A 25,117-nucleotide genomic window follows, 5' to 3' on the forward strand; every position below is an offset into this window, starting at 1 on the left:
CATGAAACAATTTTTTAAAATAGCCTGTTATTGGTTTTTATTATTTATTTCGGTTACCGCCTACGGGCAATATGATATACCAGAAAAACCTTCTGGAAGCAAACAAACAAGTGTTTATGATTATGCAGACATTCTACAACCCAGAGAAGAAAATGCATTAAAAAATAAACTTTTACGGTATGCCGATACCACCTCTACCCAAATAGTAATTGTAACTATTAAATCTTTAAAAGGAGAAAACATTGGTTTATTAACTCCTAAATGGGCACAAGAATGGGGTATTGGGCAAAAAGGCAAAGACAATGGTATTCTTATTTTACTATCTGAACAAGACAGAGAAATTTGGATATCTCCAGGATACGAGGCAGAGCAAAAACTTACCGCAGGTATTAACGGAGAAATTATTAGAAACTACATTTTACCACAGTTTAAAAGAGGCGATTATTACGCAGGTTTAAACAACGGTACCGATGCTATTTTTAAAGTTTTAAACGGCACCTTTGTAAATGACAACCCTAGAGGTAACGTACCTCCTCAAAAATATATAGGCCTTATTTTTGCCATTATATTTATTATTATCATTCTGCTATTAAACAGAAGAAACCGTGGAGGTGGCGGAGGAAACGGCGGAAGAAGATCGTCTACCCTTACCGACATTATTATTTTAAGTAGCCTTGGAAGAGGCTTTGGCAGCGGCGGAGGTTACTCTGGCGGTGGCGGCGGTTTTGGCGGCGGAGGCTTTGGAGGAGGCTTCGGCGGCGGAGGCTTTGGAGGAGGCTTCGGCGGCGGCGGATTCTCTGGTGGCGGAGCCGGAGGTAGTTGGTAAACCATAAAATTGAAACATAAAAAAAGCAGCACTGAGTGCTGCTTTTTTAGTATTAAAGACTTTTCTATTAATGCATTCTAAAATGATTATTGCTTTTTCTTTTACCTCCAAACATCTCAAGATTGTAGGTTAACGAGAACATTACATATCTTTTCAACACCGTATTTTCTTCATCTACAATAGCGGTAGGTGTAATGTTTCTGGTAGTACTCAGATTTTGGTCTAAAATATCATACACCTTTACTTTTGCTAACAGCTTTTTGTCTAAAAAGTAATACCCTAAACTAGTATTCCACAGGTAAAAATCCTTTCGGAAACCATCTGCAATATTAGAATTATATGTGTACCCAAAATCATTACCCCAAACTAAGTTTGCAGGCCAATATAAGGTAGTTTCTACACGTCCTCTATGGGTATAATTACTACGTTCATCAATTACATAGTTCTGGTAGCTTGTATTATAATAATTAAACTCATAGCTAGGTTCTACAGAAAAGAAATCAGTTATTTCATAGGTAAGCGAAGCACTAGGTGTTAACTGCCAACCAGAAGACTCATACAACTCTGCATTGGTTAAACCCTTACTCTTGTTTTGGTTCAACCTCATCCCTAAGCGGTAACGCAAGCTCTTGTTATCTTCCTTTTTCTGCTTATTAATACTAAAACCAGCGTACCAGTTATAAACATCACTTAAGTTTTGATAGGTAGTAGTTGCTCTGTTAGCATCATCATACACAGTAGACCCCACTATTTGATCTTGAAAATAAGAACCTCCTGCATACATAAAGAAACCACTACGTGTAGACCAATCATAATTATTAAAATTAAAATATAAATTATGTCTTCTAGAAGGTTTTAAATCTTCATTACCAATAATTGTATTTAACGGATTAGCTAAGTTAGCCACTGGTAATATTTGCTGAGCAGAAGGTAACGATACATTATACCTATAGTTTGTCCATATAGACTTAGATTTACCCATACGCACATTTAAACGAGCACTTACTTTAGGAAACACATAGTTTTTATCTAAACGGGTAGTTTGCCCAATGTACAATGAAGTATTATTAAAGTCAACAATTTCTGTACCCACATCTAAAGACCCACGTAATTTGCTTTTTCTTAAACTTAAAGACAGTTCTGGGCTGAAAGTATTTCTGGTAGATTCATAATAATTAGATTGCTCAGCATTTAAATCGCTATAGCTACCAGATGTATCATTAAAGTCATACGTATTCCTACTATCAACATTATTTGCATACGTATAATCCATACCAAAGCCTAATCGTAAAGAGTCTGCTATAGGTTCTCTGTAAGACACCCCAACTGTATATTCATCGTTATCTCCATTATCAAAACGGTTCTGATTACGAATGTCTGCCGGATCTCCCGTCTCATAAAAATACGTTTCTGAATTGGTTACAAGGTCAGACTCTGTTTTACTATTATCATTTTCAAACCTAAAACTTAATCCTCTACCCTTCTTTTGGAAACTCTTATATAAAAACAACTCGTTACTAAATGATGAAGTATTTCTTTGTTCAAAAGAATTATTAAAACTCTCATTCAAAATATCACCATCTGTATTCGTTGTATTTTGTATCTGCGAATAGTTATTCTCATTCACTCCATTATTATACTTAGGATTCAAATAAATAGAGAATGTTGAATCTACTTTAATCTCAATATCTGTACTTACATTGTGCCCTCTACTGTAGTTATCTGTAGTATACTCAGAAGCTGTAATTGTAGTTCTATCTGGTAATAAATTTTCAGTATTGGTTCTATTAACGTTATCAGTATTCGTTTCGGTAAAATAATATGTTACACTAGGCTCTACCAACTCTTTCCCATACACATCGGCATAATTTAAACCAATCATATTAGATTGAGTAATACCCGTATTACCACCAAAGCTATTTCCGTTAATACTAAAAGACCCATCAGAATTCACCCATAAAGATTGGCTTCTACCACCTCCCATGTTATCAAAAATATCATCCATAGAAAACCCTATAGAGTTGATATTATTAGAAGAGCCTAACACACTTATTTTCCGGTCTCCTTTAAAGGTATTAAACAACAAACTACTCTCATACCTATCATCAGTACCATACCCAGCGGTAGCCTTTCCAAAAAGCCCTTTATTCTTATCCTCTTCTATAGTAAGATTAATGGTTTTCTCCTCGGCACTAGCATCATCACCAGATAATTGTTCTTCTTTGGTTTTAGTATCGGTAACCTGAATTTTCTTTATCAAATCAGCAGGTAAATTTTGTGTAGCAATTTTACCGTCACTACCAAAAAACGGCTTTCCATTAACCAAGATATTATTTACTTCTTTACCGTTCACGGTAATAGTACCATCAGAAGTTACATCTACTCCGGGTAATTGCTTTAATAAGGTTTCTACATTAGAATCGGGTGCAACTTTAAAAGAGCTTGCGTTAAACTCTAGGGTATCTGCCTTTACGGTAATAGGAGTAGCCTCGGCTGTAACACTTACCCCATCTAACTCAAATGCCATTGGCGCCAAAGCTATGGTACCAGCATTTATAACGGGCTTGTTTAACTGAATTTCTTTTCGGTAAGTTTCATAACCGTTGTAAGTAACAACTAACCTAACCGCTAGTTGTTTGGTTTTAAACTCCAGATTAAAATTACCAGTAGTTCCTGTAACGGTATAATTGATTAATGTACTGTCTGCCAAGGTTTGAGCAAACACGGTAGCAGAAGCAAGATCCTGCTCATTCTCATCTTTTACATTTCCTGTTATCTTGTAATCTTGTGCATTTAAGGCATGAAAAGCACATAGAAAAAACAGCAAAAAGTATGTGACTTTTTTCATAAAATTTGTTGGCTATTTTCGATTGATGATTAATTTTGACGAAAATAGCTACAAATTTCACGCCATACTGTTAACCTCTGTTATTTAAGATATGTTTAACATGGTGTTAAAACCCAAAAACAACGTTAACAGCTTCTTATTTTTTTCTGAAATATACATCTATAGGAACCCCAGTAAAATCAAACTCCTCTCTAAGCTTATTTTCAATAAAACGCTTATAAGGGTCTTTTACATACTGCGGTAGGTTCGCAAAAAATGCAAATTGTGGTACAGGGGTTGGCAACTGCGTACAGAATTTAATTTTGATGTATTTACCCTTTACTGCCGGTGGAGGATAATTCTCTATCACAGGCAACATAAACTCGTTTAGCTTACTAGTTGGCACACGCTTAGATCTGTTCTTGTAAACTTCAACAGCAGTTTCAATAGCTTTGTAAATACGTTGTTTTGTAAGTGCCGACATAAAGATAATTGGTACATCTGTAAACGGAGCTATTTCTCTTTGAATTTGCTTTTCAAACTCTTTAGCAGAATTGGTATCTTTCTCAACCAAATCCCACTTATTTACTAATATAACAACTCCCTTACGGTTACGTTGAGCCAACCAAAATATATTGGTATCCTGACCTTCAAAACCTCTAGTAGCATCTAACACTAATAAACAAACATCAGCATGCTCAATAGCTCTTACCGAACGCATTACTGAATAAAATTCTAAATCTTCCTTTACCTTAGCTTTACGTCTAATACCTGCAGTATCAATTAGGTTAAACTCAAAGCCAAAGCGGTTGTATTTTGTATCGTTACTATCTCTAGTTGTACCAGCAATATCTGTAACAATATATCTATCTTCACCAATAAGTGCATTAATAAAAGAAGACTTCCCAGCATTAGGTCTACCCACAACAGCAAAACGAGGTAATTCACTAATTTCCTCTTCTTCTTTCTCTGGTAATGCTGCTACCACAGCATCTAACAAGTCTCCGGTACCACTACCATTAATACTTGAAATGGTATAATACTCTCCTAACCCTAACGAATAGAATTCTAATGCATCTGCTTCTCTCTTAGCTGTATCAACTTTATTAACCGCTAAAAAAATAGGCTTCTCTACCTTTCTAAGTAAATTTGCCACATCTTCATCTAAACCAGTTACACCTGCCTCTGCATCTACTACAAAAACAATAGCATCTGCTTCATCAATAGCTAATTCTACTTGTTTATCAATTTCTTGCTCAAAAACATCATCACTTCCTACTACATACCCTCCAGTATCAATAATAGAAAACTCCCTACCGTTCCAATCGGTTTTACCGTAATGTCTATCTCTGGTAACACCACTAACGGCGTCTACAATAGCCTCTCTACGCTTTATTAATCTATTAAAAAGCGTTGACTTACCAACATTTGGTCTACCTACTATAGCTACTATACAACTCATCTGCTTAAAAAATTAACTGCAAAGGTACTATAAAGATTGTTACTAAAAAACAAAACAATACCTACACCCCAATAATATACAAAAATTAATAATCATTTCGCGGGTTGTTTAGCAGGGTTTTGCGCAAAACAAAGCTCTAACATGGCATATAATTCTGGGTGTTTACGTTTCATTAATTTTGGTCTGCTAAAAAAATATTCAGCAACCACAGCAAAAAATTCTTCTTGAGAAGTACCCCCATAAGCACGTATATCAGACGCATCTTCATTAATAGCTTCCATGGTTTCATGTATTAATTTTAACCAAGGCACTATGTTAGGTTGTGCCAATAATTGCGCTGGCACACCATCTACACTACCATCTACCCCATCTATTAAATGAACAAATTCATGAATAGCGGTATTCAATTTATCCGATTCATTTTCAAAACCATGATGTAATGCTTTTCTAGATAATATCATGGTATTTTTTAGCCTTCCTGAACCTACAACCCCCAGTATTCTTCTGTTTTTATCTGCTTTATCAAAACTAAAATCATTATTAAACGCATCTGGATAAATAAGCACCGAACTTAAATTTGGATAATACCAATCTTTAAAAGCCAAAGTAGGTATTACAGCAGCAGTGGCTACCAAAACTTTATCGTAATCGGTAATCTTAAATTCTACGCCTTCTACATGCACTTCTGCTAAAAACTTCATCATTCGTTTTTTAAACAAACGCTTTTTAGTAGCAGGCAATCGTTTATAAAAAATAAGATCTGATAGATATGCTTCCCATTCCTTTGGAAAAGGTTGTACGTTAACTTTCTTTTTATAAAAGAAAATAAAATAAAGACTTAATACAAAAGCTACCCCTAATATAATATATCCCATTAAAAAATTTTGCTTCAATTAGTAGGGGATAAAAATAGAGGTTACTTTTATAGTGCCCTATTAATAATAGGCCAATTCTAACATAAAATTTTCAAAATAATACGTATGCAGTCAAACTTACCTAAAATAGTACGCTACTACTTGGTGTTTATATGCATACTTTCAACCGTGTTTATAAAACAAATTAATACAATCTTCTTCTTATTTCTCTCCCTTTGGCTTCCAATACATTTATATTTAATTTTAAAAACAATTAAAGCTTATAAATCTACTACCGGATATCAGAAGACTAACTTTTTAAAACAGCATGGTAATATTATGAAGCACCTTCAAGTATCAGTTGTGTTTTTTATTGCATTTGCTATTATTAGTTTTCTTATTAAATTTTAATCCATTAATAAACAACCACATAAAAACCTTTCTAACATTTTGTTTAGTATTAATAACTAGCCTTTAACACCTTAAGAATGCACTACTAAGTAATTTTACCTCAAGAAAAAAGAAAAATTGCTATGAAGAAATTAAAAACATTAGGTATTACGTTACTAGTTGCAGTATTTTCTGTAACCATGGTAACTGCACAGTCTGCAAAGGACAAAGAAATAATTAGAGATGCTGAAAAAGCCAAAACTGCATTACTAGAAAAAGATCCGGGATTAAAAGAATTTTTTGCTTCTTCTGCCGGTTACGTAATTTTTCCAAATGTAGGTAAAGGTGGTTTTATTATTGGTGCTGCTGCCGGTAATGGAGTTGTTTACCAAAATGGTAAAATTATTGGTATGGCCGACCTTAAAAAAATTAATGTAGGATTACAAGCAGGTGGTCAGGCTATTACTGAGGTAATCTTTTTCAAAACTGATGCTGATTTAGCAGCATTTAAAAATGAAGAGTTTGAATTTTCAGCTGAGGCTTCAGCAGTTGCTGTAAAATCTGGACAAGCTGTAAACGCTAAATATGAAGATGGTGTTGCTGTATTTGCTATGCCAAAGGCTGGTTTAATGGCCGATGCTTCAGTTGGTGGACAAAAATTTGATTATGAATCCTTCTAATCCATAGTTGATTTATAAAAAAAGACCCGGCTTTAATGGCCGGGTTTTTTGTTACTTATTGTTATAACCAAATCGTTTTAATTGGTTCATGTTACTGCGCCAATTCTTATTTACTTTCACAAACATTTCAAGGTGTACTTGCTTACCAAAAAATTTCTCTAAATCTTCTCTGGCTTGCATTCCTACTCTTTTCAAAGCTTCCCCTTTATGTCCAATAATAATACCCTTTTGTGTTTCTCTTTCCACCATAATTACAGAACGAATTCTAATAATAGTTTCACTCTCTACAAATTCTTCTGTTTCTACCTCAACAGCATACGGTATTTCCTTTTTATAATTTAAAAGTATTTTCTCTCTAATGCTTTCATTTACAAAAAAACGCTCTGGTTTGTCTGTTAATTGGTCTTTAGGATAAAATGCAGGAGATGCTGGCAATAATGACACAATACGATCAAACACTTCTTGCACATTAAAATTCTCTAAAGCAGATATTGGATAAATCTCTGCATTAGGCACTTTAGCTGTCCAATACCCCACTTGTTCTTCTAAAACTTCTTGTGATGATTGGTCTATTTTATTTAATAGCAATAGTACAGGAATTTTAGAGTTGTTTATTTTATTAAAAAACGCTTCGTCTTTTAATTCTCTCTCGCCTATCTCTACCATATATAACAACACATCGGCATCTTCAAAAGCAGACTTTACAAAATCCATCATTGAACTTTGCAACTCATACGCAGGTTTAATAATCCCTGGAGTATCTGAAAGTATAACCTGAAAATCTTCACCATTTACAATTCCTAAAATACGGTGACGTGTAGTTTGTGCCTTTGAAGTTATTATAGAAAGTTTCTCTCCTATAAAAGCATTCATCAATGTAGATTTCCCAACATTTGGGTTTCCTATAATATTTACAAAACCTGCCTTGTGACTCATTTCATCCTATGTTTTAAAGTACAAAGGTACTAATAAAAATAGCCCCGAAATATCAGGGCTATTTAAAAATCTTAAAAAGCGAATTCATTTATTGGTAAACTCTTACATAATCTACCATATATGTTTGAGGAAAAATAGTATCATCAACCGCTGGCCCTCCAAAATTTCCACCAATAGCCATGTTTATAATAAAATAGAACGGCTGATTAAACGGGTATACAGCTTCCGTTTTTTCTTCAGGTTGAAAAGTATATACCAACCTATCGTCTACATAAAAGGCTATTTTCTCTTTGGTCCAATCTATAGCATAGGTATGAAAACCCTCCTCTATATTTTCAAAGGTAGTTTTCTTGGTATTAATAGTTTCCCCATGACTATCTTGTGTATGCAACGAAGTAAACACCTTATGCGGCTCTTTGCCCACATACTCTAAAATATCTATTTCTCCACACAACGGCCATCCTTTTTCAGCAATGTTACTGCCCAGCATCCAAAAAGCTGGCCATATACCTTGCCCTACAGGAAGTTTAGCTCTCGCCTCAATATAGCCATACATAAACTCTTTTTTACCAAGTGTGGTAATTCTAGTAGACGTATACAAAGTATCTTCCTTCTTAGCTGTAATTACCAACATACCATCTTTTAACTCATGATTGTTTTTAGTATATAATTGGCGTTCATTATTTCCCCAACCACAAATATTTGGGCATCCGTCTCCTAACTCAAAATTCCAAACTTTTTCATTTAGTGTTTCACCTGAGAAATCTTCTTCCCAAATTAGTTTTTTATCCGTTTTTTGGGAAAAAGCACTCAGGCTAAACACACAAATTATTATACACAAACACTTTTTCATAAGATTACATTTTGTATTCAAACATGGTTTCTAATAAATCCACAGAATTCCCCCCTACAAATAGCTTAAATGCTCCGGGTTCTGCCTCCCATTTTTTATTTCTGGTATAGAAAGATATAAGCGCTTTATCTATAGTAAAGCTTACTGTTTTGCTCTCTCCCGGGTTTAAATGAATTTTTTCAAACCCTTTTAATTCTTTAATAGGCCTAGTAGTGCTGGCAAATAAATCTCTTATGTACAACTGCACTACCTCTTCTCCAGCAACCTTACCGGCATTGGTTACCGTAACCGATACTTCTAAGTTTCCATCTCCCGAAAATGAAGAAGCACTTAACGATAGATTTTTATAAGCAAAAGAGGTGTAACTAAGTCCAAAACCAAATGGGTACAAGGCATCTCTTCTACTATCTACATAATGCGAGTACGTAACATCAGGTATTTCACCTGGTCTACCCGTACTTTTTTGATTGTAGTATAAAGGTTCTTGCCCCACGTTTCTTGGGAAAGACACCGGTAATTTACCACTGGGATTATATTTACCAAAAAGTACTTCTGCCACGGCATTCCCATGCTGAGACCCCAACAACCAGCTTTCTACAATAGCAGGTATATGGTCTGCACTCCAGCTAATATCCATAGGTCTACCATTCATTAAAACTATCACTACATTTTTGTTGGCTTTGTATACTGCTTCAATAAGTTCATCTTGTACACCCGCAAACCCAATATCGGTTTGGCTTCTACCCTCACCAGATTGAAAAGCATCTTCACCAACCACCAAAATTACCAAATCTGCCTCTTTAGCTGTTTTAATAGCTTTCTCAAAACCAGAAGTATCATCATTATTAAAAGTTACATGTTTTAAAAACGAACGCTCTCCCGTGGTAAGTTTAGCACCTTCTGCATAGGTAACTTTCACCCCTTTTGGCGCATATTTCTTAATACCTTCTAAAACAGAAACTGCTGAATTGGCTTCTGCTTGCGCACGCCAGTTACCCAACGGACTATCTTTGTCATCTGCTAATGGACCAATAACCGCAATGTGTTTAACAGTACTAGCAATTGGTAATACTCCCTTTTCATTTTTTAGTAACACAATAGACTTTTTACCAGCCTCTAATGCTACTTGCTGATTTTCTTTTGAGTATAACTCTTTCTTTTCAGCTTTTTCGTCGCAATACTTATAAGGATCATCAAACAACCCCAATTGAAACTTAACTCTTATTATTCTTTTTACAGCATCATCTATCATAGCTTCTTGTATACGCCCTTCTGCTAACAATTCCGCTAACGAAGTTTCGTATGCGTTACCTTCCATATCCATATCGCTCCCCGCTGTTAAAGCAATATAAGCAGCCTCTTTATGATTTTCTGCCACTCCGTGCGCTATCATTTCAGATATAGAACCCCAGTCAGATACTATAAAACCATTGTACTGCCATTCATTTTTTAACAACTCTCTCTGTAAGTACGGGTTTCCTGTAGAAGGCACTCCGTCTATTTCATTAAAAGAATTCATAAAAGTGAGTACCCCAGCTTTTGCCGCTTCTTTAAAAGGAGGTAAAATGGTATTATGTAATTCATTCATACCAATATTAACCGTATTATAATCTCTACCTGCTTCGGCAAAGCCATAACCTGCAAAATGCTTAGCACAAGCTGCTATTGCAGTAGTAGCCGTTAAATCTTCCCCTTGAAAACCTTTAATTCTGGCTACGCCAATTTTACTAACTAAAAACGGATCTTCTCCTGCACCTTCCATAATTCTACCCCAACGTGCATCTCTAGACACATCAATCATAGGAGCAAATGTCCAACCGATACCAGAAGCAGCCGATTCTTTAGCAGCCACGTGAGCAGTTTGTTGCATTAAATCTAAATCCCAACTTGCACTTTCACCTAATGGAACCGGAAACATGGTTTTGTAACCATGAATTACATCGTACCCAAAAAGTAGTGGAATTTTTAATCGGGAATTTTCCATATTAAGGCGTTGTGCCTCTTTCGTACTCTTTACCCCAGTTACATTTAGCATAGAACCTACTAACCCTTTTTTAAGGTTGTCTAACCGACCTTCATTTCCTGCTGTTGGCGGACCAGTAACATCCCAGCTTGCGCTGTATTGCACCATCTGCCCTATCTTTTCTTCTAAGGTCATTAAGGCTACTACCGAATCTACTTTAGCCTCTAATCTCGCATCTGTAGGAGATTGTGCCAATACACCAGTAAGTGGTAATACCAATAAACACCAAACAATTACTATTTTTCTCATAAGCAATAGGTTTTAAAGCACCCGAAAAATCGGGTGCTTAAATAACATCTATTTAATAATTATGATTATTGATATACTCTTACATAATCTACTTCCATAGTAGACTCTGTGAATGCACCATCTATAGCTCCACCAAAGTTACCTCCCATAGCTACATTCAGAATTAAAAAGAAATCTGAATTAAATGGTAAACCACTATCGTTTGCTACAGAGTGAAATGGTGTTGTATTTTCATCTATATAGAAATCGATACTTGTATCACTCCATACTACAGAATACACATGAAACTCATCTAAAGCATCACTTAACGTTGTTGAGCCGGTATTACCATTACCACCAGAATTACCCGGGTAATGCAACGTTGCATGAATAGTACCTTGATCGTTACCAACATGCTCCATAATATCTATTTCACCACAACCTGGCCATGAATTAGTAGCATAATCAGAACCAAGCATCCAGATAGCAGGCCATGTACCACCACCACTAGGTAGTTTTGCACGTACCTCAACTTTACCATACGTAAAATCGAAATTACCTTCACTTACTATTCTAGCCGACGTGTAATCAGAACCAGAGTAACTTTCAGCTTTGGCTGTAATTTTAAGCATTCCGTTTTCTACTTTCACGTTATCAGCTCTATCAGTGTAATACTGTGCTTCTGCATTACCCCAACCATTATCACCAGTACCAATGTTGTAAGACCAATTTGCAGCATCAGGAGCCCCATCGGTATCAAACTCATCAGACCATACTAAATTGGTAAAATCAGTTCCTCCAGAACCGCCCCCACTTTGGTCTGCAATAGTGGTAGTAGTAAAGGTATGGTACCAAGCAAACAAAGGTTCATTTGCCTGTTGTACTCTCACTACCATTCTATTATCAGTTAATTCAATAATTTCATAGTCACTAGACCCTGCATAGAAGCCCATAAAACCACCATCAGAATACGTCATAGCAGTACCTCTGTAATTGCCATCTACTGTAGCTACAGAATTTGCCGGACCAAATGATACAGTTTTCACACCTGTTACATCAAAAGGATAACAACCTTCATCTCCAAAACCAAACTCAGCAGCATATAACCCTTGAATAAATGCCATATCTGTAACATTCACTTGTTCAAAAGTAACTATATCTCCATTCAAGGTATAAGTAAGTTCCGTATCGTACATACAAGACTCTGATTTTTCAAAAGCCACTGCCTGATACCAAGCTGCAAAAGTATGAGAACCATCTTCGTACGCCTGATCGTTTGGTCCCAATCCTAAATGCCCTGGTTCAGAAGCTGCCCAATACCATGTTTTAGAAGTACCACCCGTTAGCATTTGCACCGCTTCATCATCAGAGAAGCTACTAAAAACTGTTACTTCAAAAGTTGTACTTGTGGTAACACCTGCTGTACCATTTGCTATTACAGTTACGGTATACGTATTTACACCATTTGATGAAAATCTTTTGGTTAACTCTCCACTAGCGGAGTTATAATTTGTGTTATCGCTAAACACATATTTGTAACTAATAGCTCCCTCTGCAGTAGCCGTAAAGTCTACTAATCCAGAACCATCTCCGTTAAGGTTTGTTCCATCCTGACCTTCAATAGCATAATCAACCATTAAATTGGTAGGCGTAACGATATCTCCAAAGGTAGCATCCTCTTCCTGACAGGCTGAAAAAACCAGCAGCAATGCAAATACACCTAAGACTTGTTTTATATAATTTTTCATAATCATTTTTTAGTTTGTAAGTTCTATATCATCAAAATAATAATACCCTTCTGTACCGCTCACATTAAAGTTATAGAAAACAACCACTCTCATAAACTGAGCTGTTGTACTAACGCCTGAAAAATCAAAGGTTAAGGTTTCCCAACCGTTAGCTACGGTAGTTGTAGTAGAAATCTCTGTAGTAATAGAAGCATCTGAATTTTCTAACTTCATTAATACCGTGGTACCAGCAGTTGGCGACCATGACTTCATGGAAATCTGTTGTGTTGCAGAAAAATCTATTGGAGTATCTAATTCAATAAACGATCCTGCCCAGGTTTCTGCAAAGTTTGGTTTATAAAACTCCCCTACCATAGCACTACTGTTGTCTGCATCAGGAGCTGGATTGGCTACAACTTGAGATGAAGCATTACCAAAGTTGGTAAAACCATACGTAATTAGCGAATTTTCAAAAGTTACTGGCAATTCTAAACTAGGAGTACCACTACTCAATTCAATCTGGTCAAAATAGTATAACGAACCATCTCCCCAGTTACCAAAATCAAAGAAAATAACAACCTTATGATATTCTATAGATGGGTCTACCCCAGAAAAATCAAAATATAAAGTTTCCCATTGGTTGGCTACAGTTGTAGTACTTGTGCTTTCTAAGAACACATTACCATCTAATGCATTTTCTAACTTTAATAGCACTGTTGCTCCTGCTACTGGAGAATAGGTTTTAACACTTAAGAAAGTATTGGTAGAAAAATCTATTGCTTCATCTAACTCTAAATAGGTACCTGCCCAAGTTTCTGCTCCTGCAGTTTTATTAAACTGCCCTACAGTAGCACTGGTATTATTACCTCCTACAGATGGGTTTGCTACTACAGAACCAAAAGCATTACCAAAATCTACAAACTCATAGTTTAAGGTAGGCGACTCAAAAGTAATTGGTAACAGTAACGGATCGTACACCTCTACATCTTGCGTATATACTGTAGTAGCAGCTCCACCACTATAAGCAGTTACCGTTACTGTATACACACCTGTGTTTTCATACGTATAAGAAATGGTTTCTCCCTCATTAAACGCCACCGCATCTAGGGTAGCATCTTCACCAAAAGTTACATCAAAATACGTTTCGTAAGATGCCGTTGCCGACACATTAAACGAAAATGGATCTCCAGTAACTCCATTAATAGACACCATAAAATCTTCTGGCGCTCTAAACGTTACATCAAACTCTTTGTTTAAAACGGTAGTTAACCCTGTTACACCCACAGCTGTAATAGTAGCTGAGTAATTGCCTTCTGTATAAGCGTGGTGTGCCATTTCTCCCGGATTAATATCTGTTGTTTCAGAACTATCTCCGTAATCTACAGTATAGTATGTTACCCCTTCACCATCTGGCTTAAGCGTTACCATACCTGTGTTATCTTGTGTTACAGTAACCAATGCCGATAGGTTTGAAGGCGCTTCTACATCTTGTAAAAAACCAGCATCAAACGAATCTTCATCACACCCTGTAACTACTAATATAGCTGCAAAAATATAGGCTAAAAAACTAATCTTTTTCATGTTATAATACTTTTAGTAGTTAGGATTTTGTTCCCAATTTCCGTTAGAAAATTGTATCTCTTCAAAAGGAACCGGGAATACTTCATTCTTACCGGCAGTAAAACCTGGAATATTCTGAGCGGCTCTTCCTGTTCTTACCAAATCAAAGAAACGGTGACCTTCGCCCATTAATTCTAAGCGTCTTTCTTCCCAGATATAATCTGTCAACGCATTACCACTTACTGTGATATTATGGTTGGTATCTCCATAAGCACGTGCTCTAACCTCATTCAAATATTCCTGAGCTTTGGTATCGTTAATACCTCCTCTGTTATACGCCTCAGCAGCCATTAATAAAACATCTGCATAACGTATAGCTCTATAATTATTTGGATTGGTTAGGTTTAAATCAGACTGTGCATCTGCACTTCTCTTACGTGGTAAATATTTTCTATTAAAGTATCCGGTATGCTCATAACCAGTACCATAAGTAGCACCTGTTTCAGCAGCCCAAGCTTCAACATCTAACACCGTATAATCTCTTCTCATATCATCATCATCAAAAGCAGCATACGCGTCTGGTGTTGGTAAATTGAAACTAAACCCAGAAGAAAACATTGGCCCTTCATAATTTCTAATTCCCATGAAACCAACAGCTACATTCCCTTCACTACACTGTAAACATCCAAAACCTGCACCTTCAATATCTGTATACTGAACTTCAAAAACCGACTCTATTCCATTTTCTTGTTCTTCTTCAAACAACGTAGAAAAATCGTTGACCAATGCATAATTACTCGAAGAAATAAGATCTTCTAATACCGCAGCAGATTCTGAAAATTTCTCTTGGTACAAATATACCTTACCAAGTAATGCCTGTGCAGCACCCTTTGAGGCACGCCCTACTTGTGGCGCCGTAACACTTAAGTTCTCTACAGCGTACTGTAGGTCTGCCTCAATGTATGCATACACTTCTTCTACCGGCGAACGCGGTATAGACTTCTCGTCGTTAATGGCAAAACGTGCATCATCTTTTAACGGTAATGCACCAAACCATTTTACTAATTCAAAATAAAAATAAGCTCTTAAGAAACGAGTTTCAGCAATAATTTGCTCTTTCCCTTCAAATTCTGTTTTATCTTTAAACTCAAGGATATAGTTTGCACGGTTAACCCCTGCAAAATTCCAATCCCACACATTAGTAAGATTGTCATTAATTGGCGTATGCGTCATGTCGTCCACTTGCTGAAAACCAATTACATCAGTGGCACTCTCACCACCACAAAGTGTATTATCAGAAGCAATTTCTCCTAATAAAACATTTACATACGTTGATTGTAAAATATCATACACCGCAATTAGTGCATTATAATAGTCATCCTCTGAATTAAAATAGTTTTCAGAGTCTATAGAATATTCTGCTTTTCTGTCTACAAAATCATCTGTACATGAAAATGTTACAAATAGCATGGCCATCAATGCCCATATAGTTAATACATTATACTTTTTCATGATTTACAGTTTATAGTTTTACATTTAACCCTAACATATATGTTCTAGGAATTGGGTAGAAACCATAATCAATTCCACCTCCAATAGGAGCTCCTGAAGAAGCACCCGGATCAAATCCTCTATACTCGGTAAGTGTAAATAAATTATTAGCCGCTACGTATACTCTAATTTTATCGATTCCTTTAATACTGGTTAAGCTATACCCTAACTGTACGTTTTGTAAACGGAAGTAAGACGCGTCTTCAACAAAATAATTTGAGAACACATTATTAGCAGTAGCCGCAGTTGTTACTCTAGGCACTGTATTACTAGTACCCTCACCAGTCCATCTGTTAAGCACATAATTCATTCTGTTTACATCACTTAAGGTTCTTTCATAATTTCTCACCATATCATTACCTATAGAAGCAAAACCATACATGGTAAAATCAAAATTCTTATAGTTCAACTGAATGTTTAATCCCATAGTAGCATCAGGAATCGGGTCACCTATATTAGTTCTATCATCTTCATCTAAAACACCATCTCCATTTACGTCTACATATCTAATATCACCAGGAGCAGCCGCTGCACCAAGTGCTGTCTGACTTGGGTGAGCATCTACCTCATCTTGGTTTTGGAAAATTCCATCGGTTTGGTATCCATAAAAATACCCAATTGGCAATCCTACTTCCATACGCGATGGTGCTGGTTGCCCTACTCCGAAGGCTCCACCTTCAGTATACCCTGTACTATTGTTTACTTCCGTTACTTTGTTTTTAAGAAACGTAGCATTGTACGCTACCGAATAACTAAAGTTTTCAGAAAGTGCACCTCTGTAGTTTACCGCAAATTCAAAACCTTTGTTTTCTACACTACCTGCATTTACTGTAGGCGCACTAGCACCAGGAGCGCCAATACCTACAATACCAGATACAGGCATGTTGCTAAGTAATAAGTCTTTTCTATTATCTATAAAATAATCTGCTACAATAGATAGTTTATTATCAAACATATTAAGGTCTACTCCCACATCTATTTTTTCTGACTCTTCCCATTTTAAATCAGGGTTAGAAAGTAAACCAGTTGCAGTACCATTTACTAAAACATCATCAAAAATATAGGTTGCTTCACCACCTAAAATACCAACATAAGCGTTGTTAGCAATTTGGTCATTTCCTAATCTACCATAAGAAGCTCTTATCTTCAACATGTTAATATTACTAGCATTAGAAAGAAAATCTTCTTCAGAAATTACCCAACCAGCAGTCATTGATGGGAAGTACCCTACGCGGTTATTAGGCCCAAACTTAGTAGAAGCATCTCTACGATACATAGCCGAGAATAAATACTTACCTTGGTAGTTGTACTGTAAACGACCAAAGTATGAAAGTCTACGCTCATCATATACGTAAGATGAATTAGTAATAGACTCACTTACACCAGTAGCTAAAGAAATATCTGCATACGCCCAAGAATTATTAGGTACATCAAAACCCGTTGCATACAAACCATTACCCCACTCTTTAAACACTGTATTACCAAGTGTAACAGAAAAGTTATGATCTTCGGCTATTGTTTTTTCATACGAAGCAAAAAAGTCAAACGTATAACTGTTGTCATTTACAGCACCTTGTGTTACTGAACTACGTGTATTATCAAATACTTTTCCTCCGTAAGAAATTTCAGGAGCAAATGTTTTAGACTCACTATTAGAGGTATTAAAACCAATACGTCCAGTAATGGTTAACCCTTCTATAGGTTGATAATCTAACCCAAAATTACCGTTTAGCTTTTTAAAATTGTAATCGTTATACGTATTTGCAATTTGCGCTAACGGATTAATAACCTCCGTACCTAAACCAGTAGTACTAGGTACTAACGTATATGCGCCATCATCATCATGCGTAGACAATGTAGGAGGTGCATTCAACGCATTAAATAACACAGACCCCAGTCCGTTTTCATTTAATGTTTTTCTAGTAAAATATGTATAGATAACATTGGTAGAAGCCTTTAGCTTGTCTGTAACATCTACATTCAAGGCTAAACGCGCTGTATTTCTTAAAAATCCAGATTTATCTCCACCAACAATACCTTCTTGATCTAAATGCGAAGCACTTAAAGCGTACGTTACTTTTTCAGTACCGCCCGTAAGACTCATATCATGATTCATAATAGGAGCTGTATCAAACGTAGCCCCTTGCCAATCGGTACCCACACCAAAACCCGTTACATTTGGATACGGTGCAGCACCTCCACCGTTTACATAGGCTTCATTTAATAATAATGCATATTCGGTAGCATTTAATAATGATAGTTCTCTTGTTCTTTCTTGAATACCATAATAAGTATTATAAGTAACTGTAGGCTTCATATTCTTTCTACCTCTTTTAGTAGTAATTAACACTACCCCATTAGCTCCAATAGAACCATAAATAGCTGCCTGAGCATCTTTTAAAACGGTAATCGTTTCAATATCATTAGGGTTTAATAAACCTAACTCTCCCACATATCCATCAATAATAACAAGTGGTGCATTTTGTCCGTTAGTGGCAACCCCACGTATTCTAATATCTAAACCTGCACCAGGTGCCCCTGATTGTGTAGTAACGTTTACCCCAGACACTGTGCCTTGTAGTGCCTGTTCAACTTTTACAGGTTTAAACTCTTCTAAAGTAGAAGCATCTACGGTAGCTACTGCCCCGGTAACTTCTTTCTTCTTCTGACTACCATACCCAATAACAACCACTTCTTCTAAAGCGTTGGTATCTTCTTCTAAATAGATAGTTAAATCATCGCCGTTGGCTATAATAAAGGTTTGTGATTTAAACCCAATATAGCTTACAACGATTTCGGAACCTTTACTAATTCCTTCCAATATAAAATTACCGTCAAAGTCTGTTGAAGTTCCTTTAGAATTATCCGCTAAAACCACATTAACCCCCGGCATTGGCACTCCGGTAGATGCCTCATAAACGACACCTTTTATATCATAATCTTGACTAAAAGAAAAGAATGATATAAAACCGAAAATGAGAAAAAACAATTTTGATTTCATATAGTTATAATTTGTGTTTTGATAAAATTATGACGATATATTGCGAAATCCTCAATTTTACACGCTATAAAAAGTATACAATTTAAAAAATACTCATCCCCACACTATTAAAAGGCCTCTAAACCCTTATTACTACAGCTTTTAGCGTTTTTTATACTGCTTTTACAATTTCTTAAAAAAGTTAATAAAATAAGCTAATACAACGTTATTGTTGAGGTGTTGTATAGGTAAAATTAACAAATGTTGTAGTAGTTAAATTGACAATATGTACTCAATTAAACCCTGTTCGTGAGCCAAATCCATCTTTTTTCGCAAACGATATCGTTTAATTTCTACACTACGTACCGAAATGTTGAGGAGCGGAGCAATTTCTTTAGAGGTAAGATTCAAACGTAAATAAGCACACAAACGTAAATCGTTAGGCGTTAAACTAGGATGAATATCTTTAATCTTCTTTAAGAAATCTTTATCGGCATTATTAAAAGCCTCTGAGAATAAATTCCACGTATCCTCTTCATTTATATTTGCATTGATAGTACTAATTACCGATTTTACATTTTGAGTAGAATCTAGCTTCTTTAAATCACTTTTGATAGACGCTAACACCTCATTCTTTTTAATTAAGTTTAGCGTAGAGGCAGCCAACTCACGGTTTTTACTTTCAATGTCTTTTTCTAACATTTCTGTTTTAGTTTTCATCAATTGTTGAGAAGCTTCTAACTGATGAATTTCTATTTCACGTTGATTTTCTTCAATAAGTTTCAATCGCTGTTTTTCGTAATAATTCTTATACAGCATATTAATTACAAAACCAGCAATAAGTAATATCACCAAATAAATAATTATAGCTGTATTGGTAGCAAACCACGGTTTTAAAATAGTAAATTGATATACTTCAACATTCTCTGTATTTCGGTCGCCCACTTTACCCCTCACTTTAAACACATAATCTCCCGGAGGTAAGTTTTTAAACGTTGCCTGCGTCTCAAGACTATACTCACTCCATACCGTATTAAACCCTTCTAAGATATACTGATACTCTGCATTTGCATACTTCAAATACTGAGGTATGGTATACGAGAACATTACATTATTCTGTTTATAGTTTAGTTTTGCAACATCCTGCAAGTTCAAAAAACGAACCGTATCATTCAATTTATAATTCTGAATACCATCTAAATACACACGATATGTATCGGAAGGTTTTTCTTCCGGATCTATTAAATAATACCCGTTTACAGAACCAATTAAATACTTATTAGCCTCTATAAAACTAATATTCTCATACCCCCACATGGTATTTGCCAAAGTATAAGGTATAGGAATGGCTTGGTGCACCAAACTATTATCAAATTTACTATGCGTAAAATAATTGATATGATTTTTTGTAAAAAACCAAAGTCTGTTTTGTTTGTCTACAATAAGTTTACCCGAAGTATACCCATCATTCAACATAATATCTGACAAGGTTTGGTTTTGTTTAAAACGTCCCTCATTAGAAGCCAAACTATAAACCCCCTCCTTAGAAGCAAACCAAATTTGATTTTGATATTTAGTAATACTTATATTTTTACCTTTTTTAGGTTCTTCTAGCATTTCTACTTTTAAAGCTTTGGTAATACTGTCATTCACCTCAACCTTAAACACCCCTTTGTATTCATGACTTACATACAGCGTATTATCTAACTTTTCTAAATAGCGCGTTGAATAGTTAAAACCTTCTATCCAATTTCTTAACTGCCAGGTACCATTTACATTTTTAAGTACAGATATACCCGCATAATTACCTTGTAGTAAAATATCAGGTTTCTCTGTTATAGTTTCAAATTTCCAAGTTCCCGACTCAGAAAATATACGCGTAGCGGTTGTATCATCAACCAAAAAAGTTCCTGAATCATGTCCACAAAAAAGCTGATTATTATACACAAACAAGCTCCAAACTTGCCCTTTAGTATTACTAATAAGTTTAAAAGGAATATTTTCATCATACGGTTTATAAAACAATCCTTGATTGGTACCTAAATATAATTTATCTTGATGTAGTACAGAAGCATATATAGTACCCAGCATACCTGAATCGTCTTCGTAACTTTCTACCTTACTGCCAAGGTTAATACAGTTTACTCCATTATCCAACCCTACCCAAAGGTTATGATCTATATCTTCAAACAAGGAAAGTACTGTATTATTGGTAAGCCCATTTTCTTGATTAATATGTAACTTTATCTTTCCGCTAGGTTCAATAATATACACACCGTCTGAAACAGTACCCAGCGCATAATCTCCATTAGATAACTGAATACTATTATAAATGTTATTAGGCGGTATCTGAACTTCAAACGGAACCAATTCACCTTCTTTCAGGTAAAATAAACCACTTAATTGTGTGTGCACTACAAGTCCCTTATCACTTTTTAAAAGATTCACTACTTTGGTTTCTTTCACAACTTCATTATCAGACACCAATACATCGTTTCCGTTTACAATTTCATAAATACCCCTACCCATGGTTTGGTAATACACTGAGGCTCCTATATTGAATACCTTAGTTAAGCCACCCTTTGGGCTATGTACAGTAAAGCTTCCATTAGTAACATCATAAATAAACAACTGATCTAAAGATTGAAAAATTATCCAATCTCTGTAATTGATAATATTCCAAATTTGCTCATCATCTAAAACCCTATCTTTAATAGTATCACTTAAAGATGTATACACTAAACGTCCATCCTTAGTTTTCTCCCAATAACCAAACTCCATATAGCAACCTGTGTACACTCTACTACCCACTACCTTTACCGACCGTATAATGGTTTCATTTGGCGAATCGTACAACTTCCAACTGGCGCCGTCATATTCTAACAACCCCATATGATTGGCCACGTACATAAATTCTTGATTATTTTGGCTAATCATCCAGTTTTGATTTCCGGCTTGGTAATCCTCCGTTTCAAACTTAATAATAGGCGGAAGCTCCTGTGCAAACAGGTTATATGTTAGGAAAAATAGAAAAACTACTTTTATTGAAATTATTTTCATAGACTTCAAAAATAGGTAAAATACTGACTACATATAGGTTACATTAACTTAAACATAAATTAACAACCAGTTGAAACAAAAGAATGAATTTTTTTTTGAATAAAGCTTGCACAGAAGTTAAAAAAGAGTGTATATTTGCACCACAATAGCGCGGGATAGAGCAGTAGGTAGCTCGTCGGGCTCATAACCCGAAGGTCACTGGTTCGAGTCCAGTTCCCGCTACTAAGCTTCAAAGCAATAAAATCAACGGATTGTTACTCGCAATCCGTTTTTTTATGTCTTCTATTTTCTTACTTTTACAAAGAGTACACGAAAACGTACACGATTTTTCAATGAAGCTGAATTATTCTGAACCCAAAATTTTCACAGGAGGGGTTGACATTTCCTCATGGTCAAAACTACACCCAAAAGAAAAAGAAAAAGCATTAAGTAAAGATTGGTATGTATATTATTCATTTCGTGAACCTAAAAGCGGTAAGCTAAAAAGGCAAACAAATATTAAAGGTGGTGCTAACAAATTTAAAAACAAAAAAGAACGCTATCACATACTTCGTATTCTACAAAAAAGCTTATTAATCGTCCTAGAACAAGGCTACAACCCATATGCAGATAACAAAAGTCTTGGTGATTATTTAATTGACAAACTCAACAATCAAGGACAACAACAACCACAACAACCTGTAAGACAACCACAACAACACCTTGTTTTACATGCTCCAAACACTAACCATTCGGAAACAGAAACTAGTATCAAACAAGCTTTTAATCTAGCACTAGAACTTAAAAGTAATGTGATGAACAATAACTCCTTTACCAAATACAAAAGTAGAATAACCAGATTTGAAAAATGGTTATTAGCAGAAGGCTACACCAACAACTCTTATATATCTGATATAAATAAAAAAACTGTAATACAATACCTAAATAATGTACTACAAAGTTCTAGCCCTAGAAACAGAAATAATACAAGAACAGATATAGCTTCCTTCTTTCAAGTACTTGAGGATAATGAAATAATAAAGGAAAACTTCGTGAAAAACATAAATGTTTTAAAAGCTATCCCAGAAAGAAACAAGACATATAAACCAAAGGAAGAAAAAGAAATATTCGATTATTTACGCGAAACCGACCCCATCCTATTACTATTTGTACAATTTGTTTCCTATAATTTTCTTAGACCAATTGAAGTATGTAGATTGAGAATTGGTGATATTGATGTCGCGGATAAGAAATTATATGTTCGTGCTAAAAACCAACCTGTTAAAACCAAAATAATCCCAGATATCTTATTACGAGAACTACCTGATATATCTAAATCAAAAACAACAAATTATCTATTTACACCAGACATAATTGGTGGTGAATGGGATATTGAAGAAACAAATAAACGAGATTATTTTACTAAAAGATTTAAAAAAGTTAAAGATCACTTTAATCTAGGTGTAGATTATGGCCTATACAGCTTTAGACATACATTTATAACAAAGCTTTATAGAGAAATGGCCAAGAACACATCCCCTTCAGAGGTAAAAAGCAGATTACAATTAATTACAGGACACAGCACTATTAAAGCATTAGAACAATAACTTAGAGATATAGATGCTCAATTGCCAGAAGACTACTCAAAACTTTTGAAATAAATGGAAAATACTTTCTTCGGAATCATCAATGAAAATGAATTTCAGAAACTAGACACTAAGGATAAAGAAAACTATCTTATTAAAAATAATATTCTAGAAGCAAATTTGGTAATCCAATTTGAAGGTACTTTAGAAAAAACTGGTATAGGCGAATCAAGATTGAGGTTTCCTTTACAACCAAAACGTGAAGTTTCCATTTCATCAATTGCCATAAATAACTATTATCAATTCCTAATAGAAATATATACACCTATCATTGAGGGAGAATTTATAATGTTCAGAAGGGATTATGAGAAAGACAACTTCGCAATTGAAAACGATAAAAAAAGAAAATATGCGCTAAAAATATTCAATAACAAATTTGAAAAAGTTTGCAAAAAAGGATATGACGTAATGATAATAGAAAATAATCAATATACGTTAAAAAACCACTTCTCTTCATTAGACAAAGAAAGAAACGATCTAAAAGCTAAATTAACAGAAGATCCTACTCACATAATGCCCTTTTTATATGGAAGAAAGGAATTTTACAATCACGATTTTATCCAACAAAACGACTTAATCAAATTAATAATAACATTTGAGTCTACATTAAAAATATTAACTTGGATAAATCTAGAATTCAAATTCACAGAAGATAATTATTTTGACGAGGACAGACTTAAAATAAGAGAATTAAGCGATAGACTTAACAACCAAGTTCCATTTCGTGTAATACAATTTATTCACAAATGTATTACAGATATAGAGGTAGATAAATATGCTCATGTAACCTCATTATTTATAGCAATAAAAACTTTAAACCTAGCTAAGATTAAAGAAGTTGATTTTAGAAAAGCTATCAATGAACTATATGGATTTAACTTAAGTCGTTTAAAGAAACCTTCATTTAGTTATAGTAGCAATGAACGAATAGATTCTTTCATTAAAAAATGGGAAAAATTCAAAAGCTAGAAGGTATTTTCTATTAGGTCGCTGTAAAACAATAAAAGTCAACAGCTACAACGATTACCGTCGCTACATGTCGCTGATAGCGACCTTGATTAAATATTTATAATTCAACACATTGCAATACAAATTTAAAATTATGTATATGCAACGTGTAGAACAACGTCACCCCCTATTTGAAAGGGTGTATCCAAGAAAAAAAGAATTTAAAATTGTTATAAAGCCCAAAGCTTTTGTAAACCTTTTAAATTCTAAACTTATCCATATTAAAAGAGGTTATGCACCTTTCTTAATACCACTCAATTCAATTTCAAAACAAGCTCTTTACCAAAAAGGTATTAGAGCTCTACTTGTTTAATCATTATCCAATTAACTATAAAAAATTATAATCATGAAAAAATTCACCATTTCAATCAGGGTTGATGAAAACCTTAAAAATTTGCTTGAACAATATGCTGCTGTGGACGGCATTACTGTATCAGAGTACACAAGATCCGTTGTATCGTATGAAATTAATGAACAAGAAGAAATATCCAAAAGACCACCAGAATATGTAATTCTTTAAATACCAG

17 protein-coding genes and 1 tRNA gene are annotated in these 25,117 nt (G+C 34.9%); 7 read left to right on the forward strand and 11 right to left on the reverse strand.

The genetic code is table 11. From position 1 onward, the window contains the following. Position 1 precedes the first annotated feature (1 nt). The gene (locus Y10_RS00235; protein ID WP_281763345.1) at positions 2–826 is read left to right on the forward strand and encodes a TPM domain-containing protein; all 825 of its coding nucleotides are present in this window, start codon (positions 2–4) and stop codon (positions 824–826) included. Positions 827–893: 67 nt separating this feature from the next. Here the strand turns inward: Y10_RS00235 and Y10_RS00240 are convergent, their stop codons facing one another. From Y10_RS00240 to Y10_RS00250, 3 genes are all read right to left on the reverse strand, one after another. Continuing rightward, on the reverse strand, positions 894–3,674 hold the full coding sequence (locus tag Y10_RS00240; protein ID WP_281763346.1) for an outer membrane beta-barrel protein: 2,781 nt from the start codon (positions 3,672–3,674) through the stop codon (positions 894–896). Between the two features lie 136 nt (positions 3,675–3,810). Continuing rightward, a complete protein-coding gene (gene der, locus Y10_RS00245) occupies positions 3,811–5,115 on the reverse strand; it encodes a ribosome biogenesis GTPase Der (protein ID WP_281763347.1) in 1,305 nt (434 codons plus the stop codon). A gap of 92 nt (positions 5,116–5,207) precedes the next feature. Then, positions 5,208–5,990: a M90 family metallopeptidase gene (locus tag Y10_RS00250; protein ID WP_281763348.1), complete on the reverse strand. Its 783-nt coding sequence runs from the start codon at positions 5,988–5,990 to the stop codon at positions 5,208–5,210. 512 nt (positions 5,991–6,502) lie between these two features. Here Y10_RS00250 and Y10_RS00255 point away from each other — a divergent pair. Next, entirely contained in the window at positions 6,503–7,039 is a 537-nt protein-coding gene (locus tag Y10_RS00255) for a lipid-binding SYLF domain-containing protein (protein ID WP_281763349.1), read from the forward strand. A gap of 51 nt (positions 7,040–7,090) precedes the next feature. Here the strand turns inward: Y10_RS00255 and era are convergent, their stop codons facing one another. The 8 genes from era to Y10_RS00295 all read right to left on the reverse strand — a co-directional run bounded on the left by era (position 7,091) and on the right by Y10_RS00295 (position 21,957). After that, complete coding sequence (gene era, locus Y10_RS00260) at positions 7,091–7,975, reverse strand: GTPase Era (protein ID WP_281763350.1); 885 nt, start codon at positions 7,973–7,975, stop codon at positions 7,091–7,093. Positions 7,976–8,063: 88 nt separating this feature from the next. After that, positions 8,064–8,828 (reverse strand): glycoside hydrolase family 16 protein, encoded by a 765-nt coding sequence (locus Y10_RS00265; protein ID WP_281763351.1) that lies wholly within the window; start codon positions 8,826–8,828, stop codon positions 8,064–8,066. 4 nt (positions 8,829–8,832) lie between these two features. Continuing rightward, positions 8,833–11,100, reverse strand: a complete 2,268-nt coding sequence (gene bglX, locus Y10_RS00270; protein ID WP_281763352.1) for a beta-glucosidase BglX — start codon at positions 11,098–11,100, stop codon at positions 8,833–8,835. A 65-nt stretch (positions 11,101–11,165) separates the two neighbouring features. Then, on the reverse strand, positions 11,166–12,827 hold the full coding sequence (locus Y10_RS00275; protein ID WP_281763353.1) for a glycoside hydrolase family 16 protein: 1,662 nt from the start codon (positions 12,825–12,827) through the stop codon (positions 11,166–11,168). Positions 12,828–12,836: 9 nt separating this feature from the next. Next, positions 12,837–14,387, reverse strand: coding sequence for a hypothetical protein (locus Y10_RS00280; RefSeq protein WP_281763354.1), 1,551 nt, complete (start codon positions 14,385–14,387; stop codon positions 12,837–12,839). Between the two features lie 12 nt (positions 14,388–14,399). Then, a complete protein-coding gene (locus tag Y10_RS00285; RefSeq protein WP_281763355.1) occupies positions 14,400–15,878 on the reverse strand; it encodes a RagB/SusD family nutrient uptake outer membrane protein in 1,479 nt (492 codons plus the stop codon). A 10-nt stretch (positions 15,879–15,888) separates the two neighbouring features. Then, positions 15,889–18,918: a SusC/RagA family TonB-linked outer membrane protein gene (locus Y10_RS00290; RefSeq protein ID WP_281763356.1), complete on the reverse strand. Its 3,030-nt coding sequence runs from the start codon at positions 18,916–18,918 to the stop codon at positions 15,889–15,891. Positions 18,919–19,170: 252 nt separating this feature from the next. Then, the gene (locus Y10_RS00295) at positions 19,171–21,957 is read right to left on the reverse strand and encodes a triple tyrosine motif-containing protein (RefSeq protein WP_281763357.1); all 2,787 of its coding nucleotides are present in this window, start codon (positions 21,955–21,957) and stop codon (positions 19,171–19,173) included. Positions 21,958–22,106: 149 nt separating this feature from the next. Here Y10_RS00295 and Y10_RS00300 point away from each other — a divergent pair. From Y10_RS00300 to Y10_RS00320, 5 genes are all read left to right on the forward strand, one after another. Beyond that, a tRNA-Met gene (locus tag Y10_RS00300) sits at positions 22,107–22,179 on the forward strand. Between the two features lie 110 nt (positions 22,180–22,289). Further along, positions 22,290–23,543: a tyrosine-type recombinase/integrase gene (locus Y10_RS00305; RefSeq protein ID WP_281763358.1), complete on the forward strand. Its 1,254-nt coding sequence runs from the start codon at positions 22,290–22,292 to the stop codon at positions 23,541–23,543. A gap of 54 nt (positions 23,544–23,597) precedes the next feature. Continuing rightward, complete coding sequence (locus Y10_RS00310; RefSeq protein WP_281763359.1) at positions 23,598–24,551, forward strand: hypothetical protein; 954 nt, start codon at positions 23,598–23,600, stop codon at positions 24,549–24,551. Between the two features lie 139 nt (positions 24,552–24,690). Continuing rightward, complete coding sequence (locus Y10_RS00315; protein ID WP_281763360.1) at positions 24,691–24,903, forward strand: hypothetical protein; 213 nt, start codon at positions 24,691–24,693, stop codon at positions 24,901–24,903. A gap of 33 nt (positions 24,904–24,936) precedes the next feature. Further along, positions 24,937–25,110: a DUF6290 family protein gene (locus Y10_RS00320; protein ID WP_281763361.1), complete on the forward strand. Its 174-nt coding sequence runs from the start codon at positions 24,937–24,939 to the stop codon at positions 25,108–25,110. Positions 25,111–25,117 lie beyond the last annotated feature (7 nt).

The sequence above is a fragment of the Neptunitalea lumnitzerae genome (assembly GCF_027924185.1).
Lineage (GTDB): Bacteria > Bacteroidota > Bacteroidia > Flavobacteriales > Flavobacteriaceae > Neptunitalea > Neptunitalea lumnitzerae.